The organism is Stappia sp. MMSF_3263, from assembly GCF_030733745.1.
In the GTDB taxonomy this organism is placed as follows: domain Bacteria; phylum Pseudomonadota; class Alphaproteobacteria; order Rhizobiales; family Stappiaceae; genus Stappia.
On the sequence record NZ_JASHIK010000011.1, the window covers coordinates 109,896 to 124,676 of the forward strand.

13 protein-coding genes are annotated in these 14,781 nt (G+C 66.7%); 6 read left to right on the forward strand and 7 right to left on the reverse strand.

Annotated features, from left to right (window positions below; all coding sequences use genetic code 11):
- Window positions 1–12: 12 nt before the first annotated feature.
- Window positions 13–1,728 (forward strand): type I secretion system permease/ATPase, encoded by a 1,716-nt coding sequence (locus RBB46_RS13660; RefSeq protein ID WP_306029553.1) that lies wholly within the window; start codon window positions 13–15, stop codon window positions 1,726–1,728.
- Window position 1,729: 1 nt separating this feature from the next.
- Window positions 1,730–3,052: an HlyD family type I secretion periplasmic adaptor subunit gene (locus RBB46_RS13665; RefSeq protein WP_306029554.1), complete on the forward strand. Its 1,323-nt coding sequence runs from the start codon at window positions 1,730–1,732 to the stop codon at window positions 3,050–3,052.
- A 33-nt stretch (window positions 3,053–3,085) separates the two neighbouring features.
- Here the strand turns inward: RBB46_RS13665 and RBB46_RS13670 are convergent, their stop codons facing one another.
- The 7 genes from RBB46_RS13670 to RBB46_RS13700 form a co-directional block, all read right to left on the reverse strand.
- The gene (locus RBB46_RS13670; protein WP_306029555.1) at window positions 3,086–4,168 is read right to left on the reverse strand and encodes a D-TA family PLP-dependent enzyme; all 1,083 of its coding nucleotides are present in this window, start codon (window positions 4,166–4,168) and stop codon (window positions 3,086–3,088) included.
- Window positions 4,158–5,669, reverse strand: coding sequence for a M81 family metallopeptidase (locus RBB46_RS13675; protein ID WP_306029556.1), 1,512 nt, complete (start codon window positions 5,667–5,669; stop codon window positions 4,158–4,160). Before RBB46_RS13675 ends, RBB46_RS13670 begins: the two co-directional genes overlap by 11 nt.
- Window positions 5,669–6,667 carry an ABC transporter ATP-binding protein gene (locus tag RBB46_RS13680; protein WP_306029557.1) on the reverse strand — a complete coding sequence of 333 codons (999 nt, stop codon included), beginning with the start codon at window positions 6,665–6,667 and terminating at the stop codon, window positions 5,669–5,671. The genes RBB46_RS13675 and RBB46_RS13680 overlap by 1 nt, the downstream gene beginning before the upstream one ends.
- Window positions 6,664–7,653: an ABC transporter ATP-binding protein gene (locus RBB46_RS13685; RefSeq protein WP_306029558.1), complete on the reverse strand. Its 990-nt coding sequence runs from the start codon at window positions 7,651–7,653 to the stop codon at window positions 6,664–6,666. The genes RBB46_RS13680 and RBB46_RS13685 overlap by 4 nt, the downstream gene beginning before the upstream one ends.
- Before the next feature lie 4 nt (window positions 7,654–7,657).
- Window positions 7,658–8,509, reverse strand: coding sequence for an ABC transporter permease (locus RBB46_RS13690; protein ID WP_306029559.1), 852 nt, complete (start codon window positions 8,507–8,509; stop codon window positions 7,658–7,660).
- Between the two features lie 58 nt (window positions 8,510–8,567).
- On the reverse strand, window positions 8,568–9,515 hold the full coding sequence (locus RBB46_RS13695; protein WP_306029560.1) for an ABC transporter permease: 948 nt from the start codon (window positions 9,513–9,515) through the stop codon (window positions 8,568–8,570).
- A gap of 117 nt (window positions 9,516–9,632) precedes the next feature.
- Window positions 9,633–11,174 carry an ABC transporter substrate-binding protein gene (locus RBB46_RS13700; RefSeq protein WP_306029561.1) on the reverse strand — a complete coding sequence of 514 codons (1,542 nt, stop codon included), beginning with the start codon at window positions 11,172–11,174 and terminating at the stop codon, window positions 9,633–9,635.
- 236 nt (window positions 11,175–11,410) lie between these two features.
- Here RBB46_RS13700 and RBB46_RS13705 point away from each other — a divergent pair, with 236 nt between their 5' ends.
- The 4 genes from RBB46_RS13705 to RBB46_RS13720 all read left to right on the forward strand — a co-directional run bounded on the left by RBB46_RS13705 (window position 11,411) and on the right by RBB46_RS13720 (window position 14,589).
- Entirely contained in the window at window positions 11,411–11,800 is a 390-nt protein-coding gene (locus RBB46_RS13705; protein WP_306029562.1) for a RidA family protein, read from the forward strand.
- On the forward strand, window positions 11,775–12,731 hold the full coding sequence (locus tag RBB46_RS13710) for a MurR/RpiR family transcriptional regulator (protein ID WP_306029563.1): 957 nt from the start codon (window positions 11,775–11,777) through the stop codon (window positions 12,729–12,731). The genes RBB46_RS13705 and RBB46_RS13710 overlap by 26 nt, the downstream gene beginning before the upstream one ends.
- Before the next feature lie 80 nt (window positions 12,732–12,811).
- Complete coding sequence (locus tag RBB46_RS13715) at window positions 12,812–13,399, forward strand: ANTAR domain-containing response regulator (RefSeq protein WP_306029564.1); 588 nt, start codon at window positions 12,812–12,814, stop codon at window positions 13,397–13,399.
- Between the two features lie 8 nt (window positions 13,400–13,407).
- Entirely contained in the window at window positions 13,408–14,589 is a 1,182-nt protein-coding gene (locus tag RBB46_RS13720) for a CmpA/NrtA family ABC transporter substrate-binding protein (protein WP_306029565.1), read from the forward strand.
- Window positions 14,590–14,781: the final 192 nt, after the last annotated feature.

Genomic DNA, 14,781 nt, shown 5'->3' on the forward strand with positions numbered 1-14,781 from the left:
CGGGAAACAGCAATGGTCGACAAAGCGGGCGCGCGACACGGTTCGGTGGTGTCCGAGGCACTGCGGTCCCTGAGGGCGGCGCTTGCGGGCACCGGTGGCCTCAGCCTCCTGATCAACCTGCTGATGCTGACCGGCCCGCTGTTCATGCTTCAGGTCTATGACCGGGTTCTGGCCAGCGGGTCCGTGCCGACACTGGTGGTGCTCGGCGGGCTGACGGCGGTGCTGTTCATCTTCTTCGGCCTGTTGGAAATGCTGCGCGGCCGCATCCTCGCCCGCCTCGGGCAAAGGGTCGATGCCAGGCTCTCGGCCATTGCCTACCGGGTGTCGAACCGCCTGCCGTTGATGCTCGGCCAGCGCGGCGAGGTGGTGCGCCCGGTCCAGGATCTCGACGCGCTGCGCCATTTCCTGTCCGGCGCCGGCCCTTCTGCGATCTTCGATCTGCCCTGGATGCCGGTCTACCTGGCGATCGTCTATCTGTTCCACCCCGTGCTCGGCTATGTGGCGATTGCCGGTGCGCTGGTGATCTGCGCGTTGATCGCGCTCAACGAGGCCTTTTCGCGCGGGCCCGCTGCGGAGGCTGCGCGCGAGGGCGCGCTGAGGTCCGCCCATGTGGAGACAGGCCGGCGCAATGCCGAAGCCGTGCGCGCCATGGGCATGGGTGAGGCGCTGAAGACGCGCTGGGAGGAGGCGAACGACCGTTTCCTGGTCAAGCAGCGTATCGCGACCGACCGGATGACGCTGTTCGGCTCCACCATCAAGGCCTTCCGCTTCCTGCTTCAATCGACAATTCTCGGTGTCGGCGCCTGGCTTGCCATCGGCCAGGAGATCACGCCGGGCGTGATGATCGCCGCCTCGATCCTGACCTCGCGGGCGCTGGCGCCGGTCGAACAGGCAGTCGGTCACTGGCGCGGTTTCGTGACCGCACGGCAAGGGCTTGCCCGCCTGCGCCAGACGCTTGGCGACGAGACGCTGGCGGAACCGCGCCTGGCCCTGCCGCTGCCGGAGAAGAGCCTGAAGCTGGAGCAGGTCTTCTGCGCGCCGGTGGGCCTGCGCGAGCCGCTGGTGCACGGGGTGAGCTTTGTGCTCAATGCCGGCGACGGGCTCGGCATCATCGGCCCCTCGGGCTCTGGCAAGTCGACGCTGGCTCGGGCCATTGTCGGCGTTGTGCCGGCGATGCGCGGGGCGATCCGGCTGGACGGGGCCGAGCTTTCCCAGTGGCCGGACGAGCGTATCGCCCGTTTCATCGGCTATCTGCCGCAGGACATCCAGCTGTTTGACGGCACGATCGCGGAAAACATCGCCCGCTTCGATCCGCAGGCGCGCGACGAGGACGTGATCGAGGCGGCGAAGCTGGCCCAGGTGCACGAGATGATCGTTGGGTTGCCGGACGGCTACAACATGCCGATCGGCGGTGCCGGACTGACGCTGTCGGGGGGGCAACGGCAGCGGATCGCGCTCGCCCGCGCGCTGTACCGCAATCCTTTCCTCGTGGTGCTCGACGAGCCGAACTCGAATCTCGACGCGGACGGCGAGGCGGCCCTGACCCAGGCGGTCGCGGCTTTGCGCCAGAAGGGTTCGATTGTCATTGTCATCGCCCACCGGCCGAGCGCGATCGCCGCCGTCGATACGATCCTGCTGCTCCAGGAGGGACGCGTCGTTGCCCTCGGACCGAAGAGCGAGATCCTGAAGCAGGTGATTGCGCCGGCGCGGCAGCAGGGGGTGGCCTGAAATGACACGCGGTGACACGGTGTCCGAAGCGACCAGCGACCGCATGCTGACGCGTAGCATTCGCCGGCATCTCCTGGTGGCACTGGTGCTTGCCTTCCTGCTCGTTGGCGGCGTCGGGGCCTGGGCGGCGCTGACGGAAATTTCCGGCGCCGTGGTGGCGAGCGGTACGGTGGTGGTGGAAAGCAACGTCAAGGATGTGCAGCACCGCGAGGGCGGCATCGTCGCCGAGGTGCTGGTGCGCGACGGCGACAGGGTCGCGGCGGGCGACCTGCTGGTGCGTCTCGACGACACGGTGACGCGCGCCAATCTGGCGGTGATCACCCGCCAGCTTGTCGAGCTTGGCGCGCGCCAGGCGCGGCTGGTGGCCGAGCAGACCGGCGAGGGGGGAGTGGATTTTTCGACCGGCGGTTATGACGGGCCGGGCCGGGCGGAGATCGAGGAGAGCCAGCAGGCCCTGTTCGCGGCACGGAGCAGCACGCTTGCCGGTCGCAAGCAGCAGCTCGGCGAGCAGATCGTCCAGTTCGAGCGCCAGATCGAGGGCTTCGCCGCGCAGCGCGACGGAAAGGGCGAGGAAATCCGGCTGATCGAGGATGAGCTGCGCGACCTGGAGGACCTGTTCGCCAGAAAGCTGATTTCCCGCAACCGGGTGACGGCGCTGCGGCGCGACCGGGCACGGCTGATCGGCGAGCGCGGCGGCTACGTGGCGCAGATCGCGCAGGCGCGGGAGGCGATGAGCGAGCGGCGCATCCAGGTGCTGCAGCTGGACGACGAGCGCCGCGCCGAGGTCTTGCAGGAACTCCAGGAGGTGCGTGCCCGTATCGCCCAGCTGGAGGAGCAGAAGATCGCCGCCGAAGACCAGCTCAGCCGCATCGAGATCCGCGCGCCGCGCGGCGGCTACGTGCACCAGCTTGCCGTGCACACGATCGGCGGCGTGGTGGCGCCGGGCGAAACGGTGATGCGCATCGTCCCCCAGGCCGACCAGCTTGTCGTCGAGGCGCAGATCCCGCCGATCAGCATCGACCAGATCGGTACCGGACAGAAGGCGCGGATCCGCTTTCCGAGCTTCGACCAGCGGGTGACGCCCGAGGTGCTGGCGCATCTGGCCAGTATCGCGCCCGACCTCAGCCGGGACGAGCGCACAGGCACGGACTACTACACCGCCCGGCTGACCATCGACGAGGGAGAGCTTGCCAAGCTCGACGGCAAGGCGCTCCTGCCCGGCATGCCGGTGGAGGTTTTCGTGGAGACCCAGGAGCGCACCGTGCTCTCCTATCTGGTCAAGCCGCTCGGCGACCAGATCGCGCATGCCATGCGCGAGCGCTGAGCGACGCTCTTCCGCCGTTCTTGCGAAAACGGCTCAGGTCACGCGGCCGCGCGCGGGAATGGCGATCTCCTCGATGGTGCCGTCGGGCCTTTTCAGGAAGGCGGTGTCGAAGAGGTTGGAGACCACGCAGACATGGTTCGGCACGATATGGACACGGTCGCCGACCGCAAGGCTGCCGGCGGGTGTCTCGATGGTGCCATGCTCCTCGCTGAGCGCGACGATCCTGGCCTGCGGATGGCCGATGAGGCTCCCGTGATCGGTCAGGCCTAGAAGATCCGAGGACAGGGCCTTGGACCCGGCGTCGACGATGGCGCGGGTCGGCGTCGGTAGGCTGACCACGGTGGCCTCGACGACGAGGGCGCAGTCCTCAAGCGTGCAGGCGCCGCGTTCCACCAGCGAGCGGTCATTGTAAATATAGGTGCCGGCCCGGTACTCGGTCACAAGGCTCTTTTCGCCGTTCGGTGCGCCTGCCGACCACATGTCGGGCGAGCCGCCCGAGGAGATTTCCGGACAGGCAATGCCGCGCTCCGCCAGAGCCGCAAGTGTTACGCCCATGAAGCGCTCGACATCGGCCGCCCCGCCGGGGGCAGGGTAGGTCATCAGTCCGGCGAAGACGAGGCCGGCAGCGGTGTCGATCCGCGCGGCCAGCGCCGCGGCCTCTTCCGGCGTCTGCACACCGCAGCGCCCGGCGCCGGTGTCGCACTCGACCATCACGTGAAGTTTTGCGGGCCCGTCGGCGAAAGCCGCGGCGAGACCGTCGACGGTGACCGTGCTGTCGGCGACGACCGCAAGGCGCTTCAGTCGACCGGCCAGCGCCTTGAGGCGGGCAAGCTTGGAGGCCCCGAGAATGTTGAAGGTGATGAGGATGTCGTCGAGCCCGGCATCGGCCATCACCTCGGCCTCGCCGATCTTCTGGCAGGTGATGCCCCGGGCGCCGGCCTCGATCTGAGCCTTGGCGAAGAGCGGCAGCTTGTGCGTCTTGATATGCGGGCGCGACTTGACGCCATGGCCTTCGAGATGAGCCTGGAAGCGTGCGATGTTGCGCCGGGCGACGGCTTCGTCGATGACGACGGCCGGCGTTTCGGCGATGGGGCTTTCGGGCGCTTCAGCGCGCATGGAGGCGTTCCTGTCCGGTGTCGTTCGCATGCGGGTCCTCGACGCGCGGCCAGATGGCGCGGGTGAGGTTGCGGTACTCGTTTTTCGCCGGATCGCTCGGATAGGGTCCGTCGACAGCCGCGTAGAGGATGTCGGAGGCGATCCGCGAGAACGCATCGTGGAAGTGATTGGTCGACTTCACAACCAGGATTTTCTTCGAAAGCGGATCGATCCCCATGTTGGAAAAGGCGTCCGGGCTGAAGATCTGCGAACGCACGGTGTTGAGCACGACGGCGATGCCGGCGACGCGGATGGTGACGGAATCGCCGAGCGGGACGACGCTTGTGCCGAAGCTCTGCACCGCGTCGCGCATGACCTTTTCCACGTGCACCTGGGCATCGATCGGCTCGCCCGCGGCGGCCGACATCTTGCCGCCGAAGCGCAGCGGCAGGTGGGCATCCTCGCCGGCGGAAATGCAGGTGCGCACGGCAATTGGATCCCAGATCGAGGCAAGCGCCGCGTCGGAGACGCCGCGCGCGATCATCTCGCGCAGGACAATGGTGGAATCGCCGGGCACGCCGCCGCCGGGATTGTCCCAAACGTCGGCGATGACGACGGGTGCGCCGCCGCCGTTGGCGGCAAGGGCCGCCGCCGTGTCAAGGGCTTCGGCGGGGGTGAGGAACTCCGGCCGCGTGCGACCGCGGAAGGAGTAGAGCTCCATGCCGAGGCGTTCCGCCAGCCGGTCCCCGGCGGGCGCATCGTCATCGCTGACGACGACGATGCGGGAACCGAGATCAGGCACATCGGCGGCCATGAAGCCGTGAATGGCGGAGACGGAGAGGATGCCGTCATGCCCTTCAAGCGCCTTCATCCGGTCGACGAAACCACGCATCGGCTGGCGGCTGGTCGGCAACACCTCGATCATGCGGCAGTCGAAGACGGAGATGCGCGGGCGAATCTCGCCGGTCGAGGCACGATGGGCGAGATCGACGAGGCTTTCCGCCGCGATGACGAAATCGGTGTGCGGGAATTCCTTGAAGACAACGACGATGTCGGCGTTGTCGGTGCGTTTCGCGCTCAGGTGGCTGTGCGGATCGAAGGTAACCCCGACGATGGCGTTCGGGCCGACGATGCGGCGCACGCCCTCGATGATCTCGCCCTCGCAGTCGAGGCAGTTCTCCGCCACCATGGCGCCGTGCAGGCCGAGCAGAACGATGTCGAGCGGCATGGCCGCGCGCACTTCCTCGAGCATCTGGTCCCTCAGGAACTCCCAGGTGCGGCCGTTGACGATGCCGCCGGGTTCGGCCCAGGTGGCGGTGCCCTCGATCACCTGCCAGTCGTATTGGCGGGCACGTTCGCGTGCGACCGGGAAGACGGCGCTGCACAGCGTCGGCGTCGGCGGATGTGCGCCCGGAGGAGCATAGAAGCTGTCCTTGAAGTCCTGCAGGTCCGTGCGGAGCGGCGAGAAGGTGTTGGTCTCCGTTGCGAGAGATCCGACGAAGACACGTTTAGGCGCGGCCATCAGGCGGCCTCCCCGAGAAGCTGGCCGGCGTGATGGCAGGCGGTGGATTGGCCCTCGCCCATGTCCGCGATTTCCGGCCGGGTGGTGCGGCAGATATCGGTGGCGAAGGGGCAGCGGGGATGGAAGGCGCAGCCCGGCGGCGGGGCGGCGGCATTGCCCGGCTCGCCGAGGTCGGCGGCAGGCTGGCGTCCCGGGCGGATGCGCGGGATCGAGGCGAGCAGCAGGCGCGTATAGGGATGCGCCGGCCGGCTGAACAGGAGGGATTTTGGCGCCGTCTCGACGATGCGCCCGAGATACATGACCGCAACCCGGTCGGAAATGTGCCGGACGACGCCAAGATCGTGCGAGATGAACAGCATGGAGATGCCGCTTTCGCGCTGCAGGTCCTTGATCAGGTTGAGCACCTGCGCCTGGATCGAGACGTCGAGGGCGGAGACGGCCTCGTCGGCGATGACGAGGCGCGGCTCGACGATCATCACCCGTGCGATGCCGATGCGCTGGCGCTGGCCGCCGGAGAATTCGTGCGGATGGCGGTGCATCACCTTCGGATCGAGGCCGACCTTGGTGAGCGTGTCGGCGATGCGGGCGCGGATCGCCTCGCGCCCCTTCGCCAGGCCGTGGATGCGCACCGGCTCGGCCAGGGTCTGCTCGATGGTCAGGCGCGGGTTGAGCGAGGCGAAGGGATCCTGGAAGATCATCTGGATGTCACGGCGCAATGGCCGGAAGGCCGAGGCCGAGAGAGGCAGGATGTCACGTCCTTCAAGCAGAGCCTTGCCCGCGGTGGCCGGTTCCAGCTTCGTCAGGGTGCGCCCGACCGTCGACTTGCCGCAGCCGCTCTCGCCGACAATGCCGAGCACCTCGCCTTTCGCAAGGTCGAAGGAGACGCCGTCGACGGCCTTCAGAACGCGCGCCTTGCCGCCGAACAGTCCGGCCTTGCGCAGGGAGAAGTGGGTCTTCAGGTCACGGACCTGAAGGAGGGGTGTCGCGGTGTCGCTCATGCGTCCTGCTCCAGTGGATAGTGACAGCGGACGAGATGCGAGGGCGCGATCACATCGAGACCTGGCACGACCTCGTCGCAGCCTCGTCCGGCGCGTGTGCAGCGCGGATGAAAGGCGCAGCCGGCAAGCGTCTCATCCAGCATTGGCACCCGGCCGGGAATGGCCGTGAGCCGCTCGACGTCTTCGTCGGCTTCCGGGATCGAGTCGAGCAGGCCGCGCGTGTAGGGATGACGCATGGCGCTGAACAACTCGGCGGAGGCGGCACTTTCCACGACCCGGCCGCGATACATGACGGCGATGCGGTCGCAGGTCTCGGCGATGACGCCGAGGTCGTGCGAGATCAGCATGACCCCCATGCCGGTCTCCGCCTGAAGATCGACGATGAGCTTGAGAATCTGCGCCTGGACGGTGACGTCGAGCGCGGTCGTGGGCTCGTCGGCGATGAGCAGCCGCGGCGACCCGGCAAGCGCCATGGCGATCATCACCCGCTGGCGCTGGCCGCCGGAAAGCTGGTGCGGGTAGCTGTCGAGGCGGCCCGTCGGGTCCGGGATGCGGACCATGGTGAGCAGTTCGAGCGCCCGTTCCCGGGCGGCTCTTTTCGAGATCCGCCTGTGCTCGCGGATCGTCTCGACGATCTGGTCGCCGATCCGGTAGACCGGGTTGAGCGAAGTCATCGGCTCCTGGAAGATCATCGACATCTCGTTGCCCATGATCGCCCGGCGCTCACGCGCCGGCAGGCGCAGGAGATCGCGCCCCTGGAACAGGATCTCGCCGGAAAGCACGCGTATCGGCGTTCCCTCCAGCAGGCCCATGATGGCCAGCGAAGTGAGGCTCTTGCCGCAGCCGCTCTCGCCGACGATGCCGAGCGTCTCGCCGGCATCGAGCGTCAGCGAGAGATCCTCGACCACCGTCAGCAGTCCCTCGCCAGTGGCGACGGCCAGTGTCAGGCCGCGCATGTCGAGCAGTCTTTCGGATCTGTGTGTCATCGCTTCAGACCCCCTTGATGTCGTTCTTGAAGCGCGGGTCGATGCTGTCGCGCAGTGCGTCGCCGACCAGGTTCATGGAGAACACCGAGAGGATGATCAGCGCACCGGGGAAGAGCAGCAGCCAGGAGGCGCGGGTCACGTAGATGCGCGATTCCGACAGCATGTTGCCCCAGCTCGGGACCTCGGGCGGCAGGCCGAGGCCGAGGAAGTCGAGGGCGGCCGCCTGGAGCTGGGCGAAGGCGAAGATGAAGCTTGCCTGGACGAGCAGAGGCGAGACCAGGTTGGGCAGGATGTGGCGGAACAGGATGCTGGCATTGCCGGCGCCCGAACAGGTGGCGGCGTCGACGAAGACCTCTCCCTTCAGCTTCAGCGTCATGCCGAACAGGATGCGGGCGGTGGTCGTCGCATAGACGATGCCGATGACCAGCACCGTGTTGACGACGCTGCGCTCCAGAAGCGTCATCAGCACCAGGGCGAGCAGCAGCGCGGGAAAGGCCATGAGAACGTCGACGACGCGCATCAGGACATTGCCGAGCCGGGTGAAATAGGCCGACAGCATGCCGGTGAGCCCACCCGCGACGAGCGCCACGAAGACGGAGCCGATGCCGATGACGATCGCCATGCGCGCGCCGTAGATGCTGCGCGAGAAGGTGTCGCGGCCGAAGTGGTCGGTGCCGAACAGGTGTTCGGCGCCGGGCGGGGTAAGGCGCACGACCGGATCGATCTCGAGCGGATCGTAAGGCACGATCAGCGGCGCGAAGACGGCGGCGAGGACGACGAGGCAGAGCCAGGCGAGGCCGAGGCTCGCCAGCGGGCGGCCCTTGAAGATGCGTCCCGTGACGGCGAGCGCGGTCATGCCGAGCCTCCTTGCGCGACGGTTGAAGGGGCGAGTGCGAGGGGTGCGCGCGGACCGTTCATTTCAGCGACACCCGCGGGTCGAGCCAGGCGTAGGCGAGGTCGACGAGAAGATTGATGACCATGTAGAGCACCACGATGATCAGGATGACGCCCTGGATGACGGGGTAGTCGCGCCGCAGGATCGACTGGACGACGAGGCGGCCGATGCCGGGCAGGGAGAAGACGGTCTCCGTCACCACGGCCTCCGAGACGAGGGCGGCGAAGGTGAAACCGAAGGCGGCCGCGACCGCGATCAGCGCGTTGCGGAAGACATGCTTCGTCGCGACCTTCCAGGGGGCGAGGCCCTTGGCGCGGGCGGTGCGTACATGATCCTCGCGCTGCACGTCGAGCATGGAGGCACGTACCAGGCGGATGATCAGCGCCGCATTGGGGGCGGCCAGCGTGAAGCTCGGCAGCAGCAGGTAGCGCAGGTTGGCGAGCCCGCCGTCGTCGGAAACGGAGGGATAGCCGGACGAGGGCAGCCAGCCGAGCGTCACGGAGAAGATCAGGATCAGGTAGAGGCCGAGCCAGAAGGTCGGCACCGAGGCGAAGAGCATGGCGCCGCCGGAGGTGATCTGGTCGACCCAGGTGCCGTGGCGAGTGGCGGCGACGACGCCGATCGGCACGCCGAGAAGGACGATCCAGACCATCGTCATGACGGCCAGCAGGATCGAGGTTTCCGCGCCGTCGGCAATGACGCCCGTCACCGGCGTGCGGAAGAAGATCGAGGTGCCGAAATCGCCCTGCAGCACGTTGCCCAGCCATAGCAGGTACTGCTGGTAGAGCGGCTGGTCGAGACCCATTTCGCGGGTCAGCGCGTCGATCTCCTCCGGTGTCGCGCTGTCGCCGAGCAACACCGCTGCCGGGTCGCCGGGGATCAGGTGAACGAAGAGGAAGACGAGCAGGGAGGCGGCCAGCAGCGTCGGCACGAGCGCCAGCAGTCTCCGCGTCGCATATCCGAGCATGAGCGTATCTTTCCGCGATGTGTCCGGGGGCGGCCAAGTCCGCCCCCGGCCCTTGCGTTCAGTGTCGTCCGACGGACGGCGTTTCGCAAAGGCCGGAGGGGACCGGGAGGACGTCTGTTACTTGGAGACGTTCCAGAAGTGCGGCCAGATCAGGGTCGCTTCCCCGAGGCCTTCAAGACGGGGCGAGGCGATGTTGTAGGTGTAGATGTCGCCCGTCTTCATTGTCGGCACCTGCTCGTAGATCAGGGCCTGGATCTCGGACCAGAGCTTCTGCCGCTCGGCCGGGTCGGAAGAAGCGGTGAACTTTGCCTTCAGGGCCGCCTTTTCCGGGGTTGCCCACCAGCCGGGGTAATTGTCGTTCATGACCGAGATCAGGATCGGGTCGGGAACGAAGCCGTGATGGGTGAAGAACAGGTCCCACTGGTCCGGCTGGGAGCGCTTCTTGATCAGCGTCGCCCAGTCATAGACCTGCAGGTCGATGTTGAAACCGGCCTGGGCGAGCTGCTTGGTGTAAACGATCGCCGTGTCGTAGTGGAAGGCGTAGTTGGTCGACACCATGAACTTGATCGGTTCGCCATTGTAGCCGGCCTCGGCCGCCAGCGACTTGGCGGCTGCCGCGTCGCCCTTGCTGAAATTGTCCGTACCTGCGTCGGTGTACCAGACATTGCCTTCGGGCTGGAACGAGCCGTTGGCGCGCCACAGCTTTTCCGGGCCAATGGCGACCTGAAGGGCCGGGGTCTTGTTCAGTGCGGTCTGGATGGCGCGGCGAAGGGCGAAGTTCTCCTTCAGCGGGCCGTCCTTGGAGTTCAGGAATACGAGGCCGAAGATCGGGCCGCCATTGAGGATCGTCTTCACGTCCGGGTTGGCGTCGAGATCGGCGAAGAGATCGCCGGGGATGTTCTCGGCATAGTCGTAGTCGCCGGCCTGCAGGCCGCTGACACGGGTGCCGACGTCGGGAACCGGGATGAAGCGCAGGGCATCGAACTCGGCCTTGCGCGCGCCGCCATAGCCGCTCGGCTCGCCGGAGGGCGAATCGTAGTCGTCGAAGCGGACGAGTTCGACGTGACGGTTCGGCTGCCATTCGCCAAAGCGGTAGGGGCCGGTGCCGATATACTGTTCGGGTGCGATCGGCTCCTTGCCGGCGCCTGAAGCGACGGATGCCGGATAGATCGCCGGGCCGCCGTTGATGAAGGCCATCAGGTTCTTCCAGGGGCCGAAAGGCTCCTTCAGGCGGATGGTGACCTCATGGTCGCCGGTTGCCTCGACGCTCTCGACATTGGCGAACAGCAGGCTGCCGCGCGAGCCGTGCTCGCCCCAGCGCTGCAGGGAGGCGACGACGTCGGCGGAGGTCATGTCCTCGCCATTGTGGAAGGTGACGTCCTTGCGCAGGGTGATGACGATGGTCTTGCCGCCGTCCTCGATGCGGTCGCTCTCGGCCAGCAGCGGCACGGGCGCATTGCTCGCATCGAACGTGTAGAGCCCCTCGAACATGTGATGGGCGATGGTGGTCGCGAGATCCGAGGTGACCACGTGCTGGTCAAGGCTGGGCGGCTCGCCGATCGTGGCGTAGCGCAGGGTGCCGGCGGCGAACGCCGTGCTGGCCATCGACGTCGCAAGGGCGGCGGCGAGCACCGTTTTCCAACGATTCTTCCGAAACATTTCACTCCTCCAGTGCAAGGGACCTCTGGCGGCTCCTATGGTGTCAGGCCGGATGATCCGCGGTCGCGCGCAATGTGGCGGGACGGCGAGCATCCAACGATCGCCGACTCTCTGGTCGGTTGCTCGTTATGTAAAAAATTTTCATAAATGTAGGAAACTGTCAAACTGGAATTTGAAAAATCCGCTAAACTGCGGTAGATAATGAAAGAAACTTTCATATCGAATGGAGAGACAGCATGACCCTAGGCATTATTCGCTATGATACGGCCGATCTGGCGGCGGGCGGACAGAAGCGGCCCTTCGCCAAGGCGGTGCGCGCCGGCGACTTTGTCTATGTCTCCGGCCAGGTGCCGGCGGACGGGGGGGAGATCATCACCGGCGGCATCGTGGCGCAAACGGAAAAGGTGGTGGAAAACATCAAGGCCGTTCTGGCGCTGGCCGGCTGCGGGCTGGAGCATGTGGTCAAGGTCAATGTCTGGCTCGACGATGCCCGCGACTTCTCCAGCTTCAACGCCGTGTTCGAGCGGCATTTCATCGACAATCCTCCCGCCCGCTCGACGGTCCAGTCGCCGCTGATGGTGGATGCCAAGGTCGAGATGGATGTCATCGCCTACAAACCCGAATAACCTTGCACGCGACGCGCGCCGCTCCGGCGTGCGGCAAGAGGGCGGGGAGGCCGTGGCCAAGGTCATCGACATCATTGCGCAGCTGCGGCGGCTGGATGGTGCGTTCCCCAAGCGCGAGCAGCGGGTGGCGGACTATGTGCTCGCGAACCTGGAGACCATCGCCTATCAGCGGCAGAGCGAGATCGCGGCCGGGGCAGGCGTTTCGGACGCCACCGTAAACCGTTTCTGCCAGACGCTCGGCTGCGACGGGTTCAAGGACTTCAAGATCCGCTTCGCGCAAAGCGTCGCGGTCTCCTTGCAGTATCTGGGCGGGCCGGGCAATGACAGCTCGGTCTCCGACCAGCTGGTGGCGCAGGTCTTCGGGGCGCTGGTCGATACGCTCAACACGGCACGCGGGCAGCTCGACAGCGCGGCGATACAGGCCGCCATCGATCTGCTTGCCGGAGCGCGGCGCATCATCTTCTTCGGCGTTGGCGGCGGTTCGGCCAACGTGGCCCGGGAAGGGGCGAACCGCTTCTTCCGTCTCGGCATCCCGGCCGAAGCGCATTCCGACGGCTACCTGCAGCGCATGCTCGCCTCGACGCTGGAGCCGGGCGATGTGGTTTTCGCGGTCTCGGCCAGCGGCTCGCCGGCGGAGCTGCTCGACAGCGTCGCCATCGCCCGGCAGTACGGAGCCCAGACCTTGAGCCTGACCAAGGCGGGCTCGGACCTGGCGCTGGCGACGGACATCACCATCGGGGTCGACCTGCCGGAGGATCAGGACATCTTCAAACCGAGCGCGTCGCGGCTGGCCTTTACCGCGATCGTCGACGTTCTTGCCGCCGGCGCTGCCCGCAAGCGGCCGGAGCGGGTGAAGGAGTACCTGCGCCGTATCCGCACTTCGCTGATGCCGCTGTCCAAGGATGTCGGGCCGAAGCCGATCGGCGACTGAGCCGGCGTTTTCCACCGGCTTGCGTTGCGTCGCAGCAAAAGCGCGATTGAACAAATTTACGGCATGCGCATAATATGGGCATGCGTGAGCCGCTTTCCATTCTCGTGATCGATGCCAACAGGATCCGCTCGTCCATCATCGAGCAGGGCCTGCGCGATGCCGGCCATGAGCGGGTGATCGTCGTCGACAACATGGACGGTCTCGTGCGGCGGATCACCGAGATCGATCCGGATGTCATCGTCATCGATCTGGAAAATCCCAACCGGGACCAGCTCGAGCACATGTTCCAGGTGTCGCGCGCCGTGCGCCGGCCGATCGCCATGTTTGTCGATCGTTCCGAGAGCGGCGCCATCGAGGCCGCGGTCGATGCGGGCGTTTCCGCCTATGTGGTGGACGGGCTCAAGCGCGAGCGGGTGAAGCCGATCCTCGACATGGCCATCAGTCGCTTCAAGGCGTTCAGCCGGCTCTCCCAGGAGCTGGAGGAGGCGCGCACGGAGCTTGCCGACCGCAAGACCATCGAGCGGGCCAAGGGCATCCTTATGCGCAATCGGGGCGTTGACGAGGACGAGGCCTATCAACTCCTGCGCAAGGCGGCGATGAACCAGGGGCGCCGGGTTATCGACGTTGCCGAGGGCCTGGTCATTTCAAGCGGACTTTTGGAGAAGTAGGACACGCGATGAACCGATCCGACGGCGACACGGTGATTGCCGGCTTCATTCCGCTTCTCGACAGCGCGCTTCTGGTCGCGGCGGCCGAACGCGGCTTTGCCGCGGAGGAGCGCGTCGACCTGCGCCTGGTGCGGGAAACCTCCTGGGCGAACATCCGCGATCGCATCGCCATCGGTCATTTCGACGTTGCCCACATGCTGGCGCCGATGCCGATTGCCGCCTCGCTCAACATCACCTCGCTGGCGGTGCCGATGCTGGCGCCGATGACGCTGGGGCTCGGGGGCAATGCCATCACGGTGTCGACAGGGTTGTGGCGTGCGATGGAGCAGGCCGGTGCGGCCGGCAACGGCGACCCGGCATCGACGGGGCAGGCACTTGCCCGGGCGATCGCGGCGCGGCCGGCGGGCGCGGCGCGCCTGCGTTTCGGCGTGGTCCATCCCTTTTCCGGGCACGCCTATGAACTGCGCTACTGGCTCGCCGCTTCGGGCATCCACCCTGATCGCGACGTGGAAATCACCGTGCTGCCGCCACCATTGATGGCAGACGCGCTGAAGGCCGACCGGCTTGACGGCTATTGTGTCGGCGAGCCGTGGAATACGGCCGCCGCGCTTGCGGGCACCGGGCGGATTGTCACCACCAAGGCGGCGATCTGGCCAGGCAGCCCGGAAAAGGTGCTGGGCGTGACCCGCAAGTGGGCGGACGCCAATGGCGACACGCTGGCGGCGCTCATCCGGGCGCTGGCGAAGGCCGCGATCTGGTGCGGCGATGCGACCAACCATGCGGACCTTGCCGTGCTCCTGAGCGGGCCGGACTATCTCGACTGCCCGGCCGAATGGTGCCGGCCGGCGCTGAGCGGGCTTATCGCCCTGTCGCGCGATGCCGCGCTCGCGGTGCCCGACTTCCTTTCCTTCACCGCGCCCGGCGCGCTGCAGCCCTCCACCGATCATGCGCTGTGGTTCTACAGCCAGATGCTGCGCTGGGGGCAGGTGCAGCACGACCCGGCGCGCGAGGCGATTGCCCGCGAGACATACCGCCCCGATCTCTTCGCTGCCGCCATGCCGAAGACCGGAAAGCCGAGCGCGGGCGCCCGCCCGGGCCAGGCGGGACCGCCGCAGCGCTTCTATGACGGGGTCGAGTTCACCCCGCAGGACATTGCCGGCTACGTCGCCGGTTTCCCGATCCGCGCCTGACGCCTGCTCGTGTGAAATACAGCTGCCTTGTTTTGTGCATTGCACAAGGATTGGTCAGATGCCCTGTCGCTTTGCCCTGCCTTTTGGCGCTGCGCTGGCCGTCATGCACCGGAGCTGTTTCCGAAAATCCAGTTGAATCAATCCTGCGGACATTTTTCGCCAGTTGGCATGTCTCCTGCATTGAAGTAGGCG

Excerpts from the sequence above, each read along its gene's own strand:
- RBB46_RS13695 (WP_306029560.1), bottom strand. The coding sequence starts at position 9,515 with ATGCTCGGATATGCGACGCGGAGACTGCTGGCGCTCGTGCCGACGCTG.
- RBB46_RS13715 (WP_306029564.1), top strand. The coding sequence starts at position 12,812 with ATGCGTGAGCCGCTTTCCATTCTCGTGATCGATGCCAACAGGATCCGC.
- RBB46_RS13675 (WP_306029556.1), bottom strand. The coding sequence starts at position 5,669 with ATGGCCGCGCCTAAACGTGTCTTCGTCGGATCTCTCGCAACGGAGACC.
- RBB46_RS13700 (WP_306029561.1), bottom strand. The coding sequence starts at position 11,174 with ATGTTTCGGAAGAATCGTTGGAAAACGGTGCTCGCCGCCGCCCTTGCG.
- RBB46_RS13665 (WP_306029554.1), top strand. The coding sequence starts at position 1,730 with ATGACACGCGGTGACACGGTGTCCGAAGCGACCAGCGACCGCATGCTG.
- RBB46_RS13685 (WP_306029558.1), bottom strand. The coding sequence starts at position 7,653 with ATGACACACAGATCCGAAAGACTGCTCGACATGCGCGGCCTGACACTG.
- RBB46_RS13660 (WP_306029553.1), top strand. The coding sequence starts at position 13 with ATGGTCGACAAAGCGGGCGCGCGACACGGTTCGGTGGTGTCCGAGGCA.
- RBB46_RS13670 (WP_306029555.1), bottom strand. The coding sequence starts at position 4,168 with ATGCGCGCTGAAGCGCCCGAAAGCCCCATCGCCGAAACGCCGGCCGTC.
- RBB46_RS13720 (WP_306029565.1), top strand. The coding sequence starts at position 13,408 with ATGAACCGATCCGACGGCGACACGGTGATTGCCGGCTTCATTCCGCTT.
- RBB46_RS13710 (WP_306029563.1), top strand. The coding sequence starts at position 11,775 with ATGTCATCGCCTACAAACCCGAATAACCTTGCACGCGACGCGCGCCGC.
- RBB46_RS13680 (WP_306029557.1), bottom strand. The coding sequence starts at position 6,667 with ATGAGCGACACCGCGACACCCCTCCTTCAGGTCCGTGACCTGAAGACC.
- RBB46_RS13690 (WP_306029559.1), bottom strand. The coding sequence starts at position 8,509 with ATGACCGCGCTCGCCGTCACGGGACGCATCTTCAAGGGCCGCCCGCTG.
- RBB46_RS13705 (WP_306029562.1), top strand. The coding sequence starts at position 11,411 with ATGACCCTAGGCATTATTCGCTATGATACGGCCGATCTGGCGGCGGGC.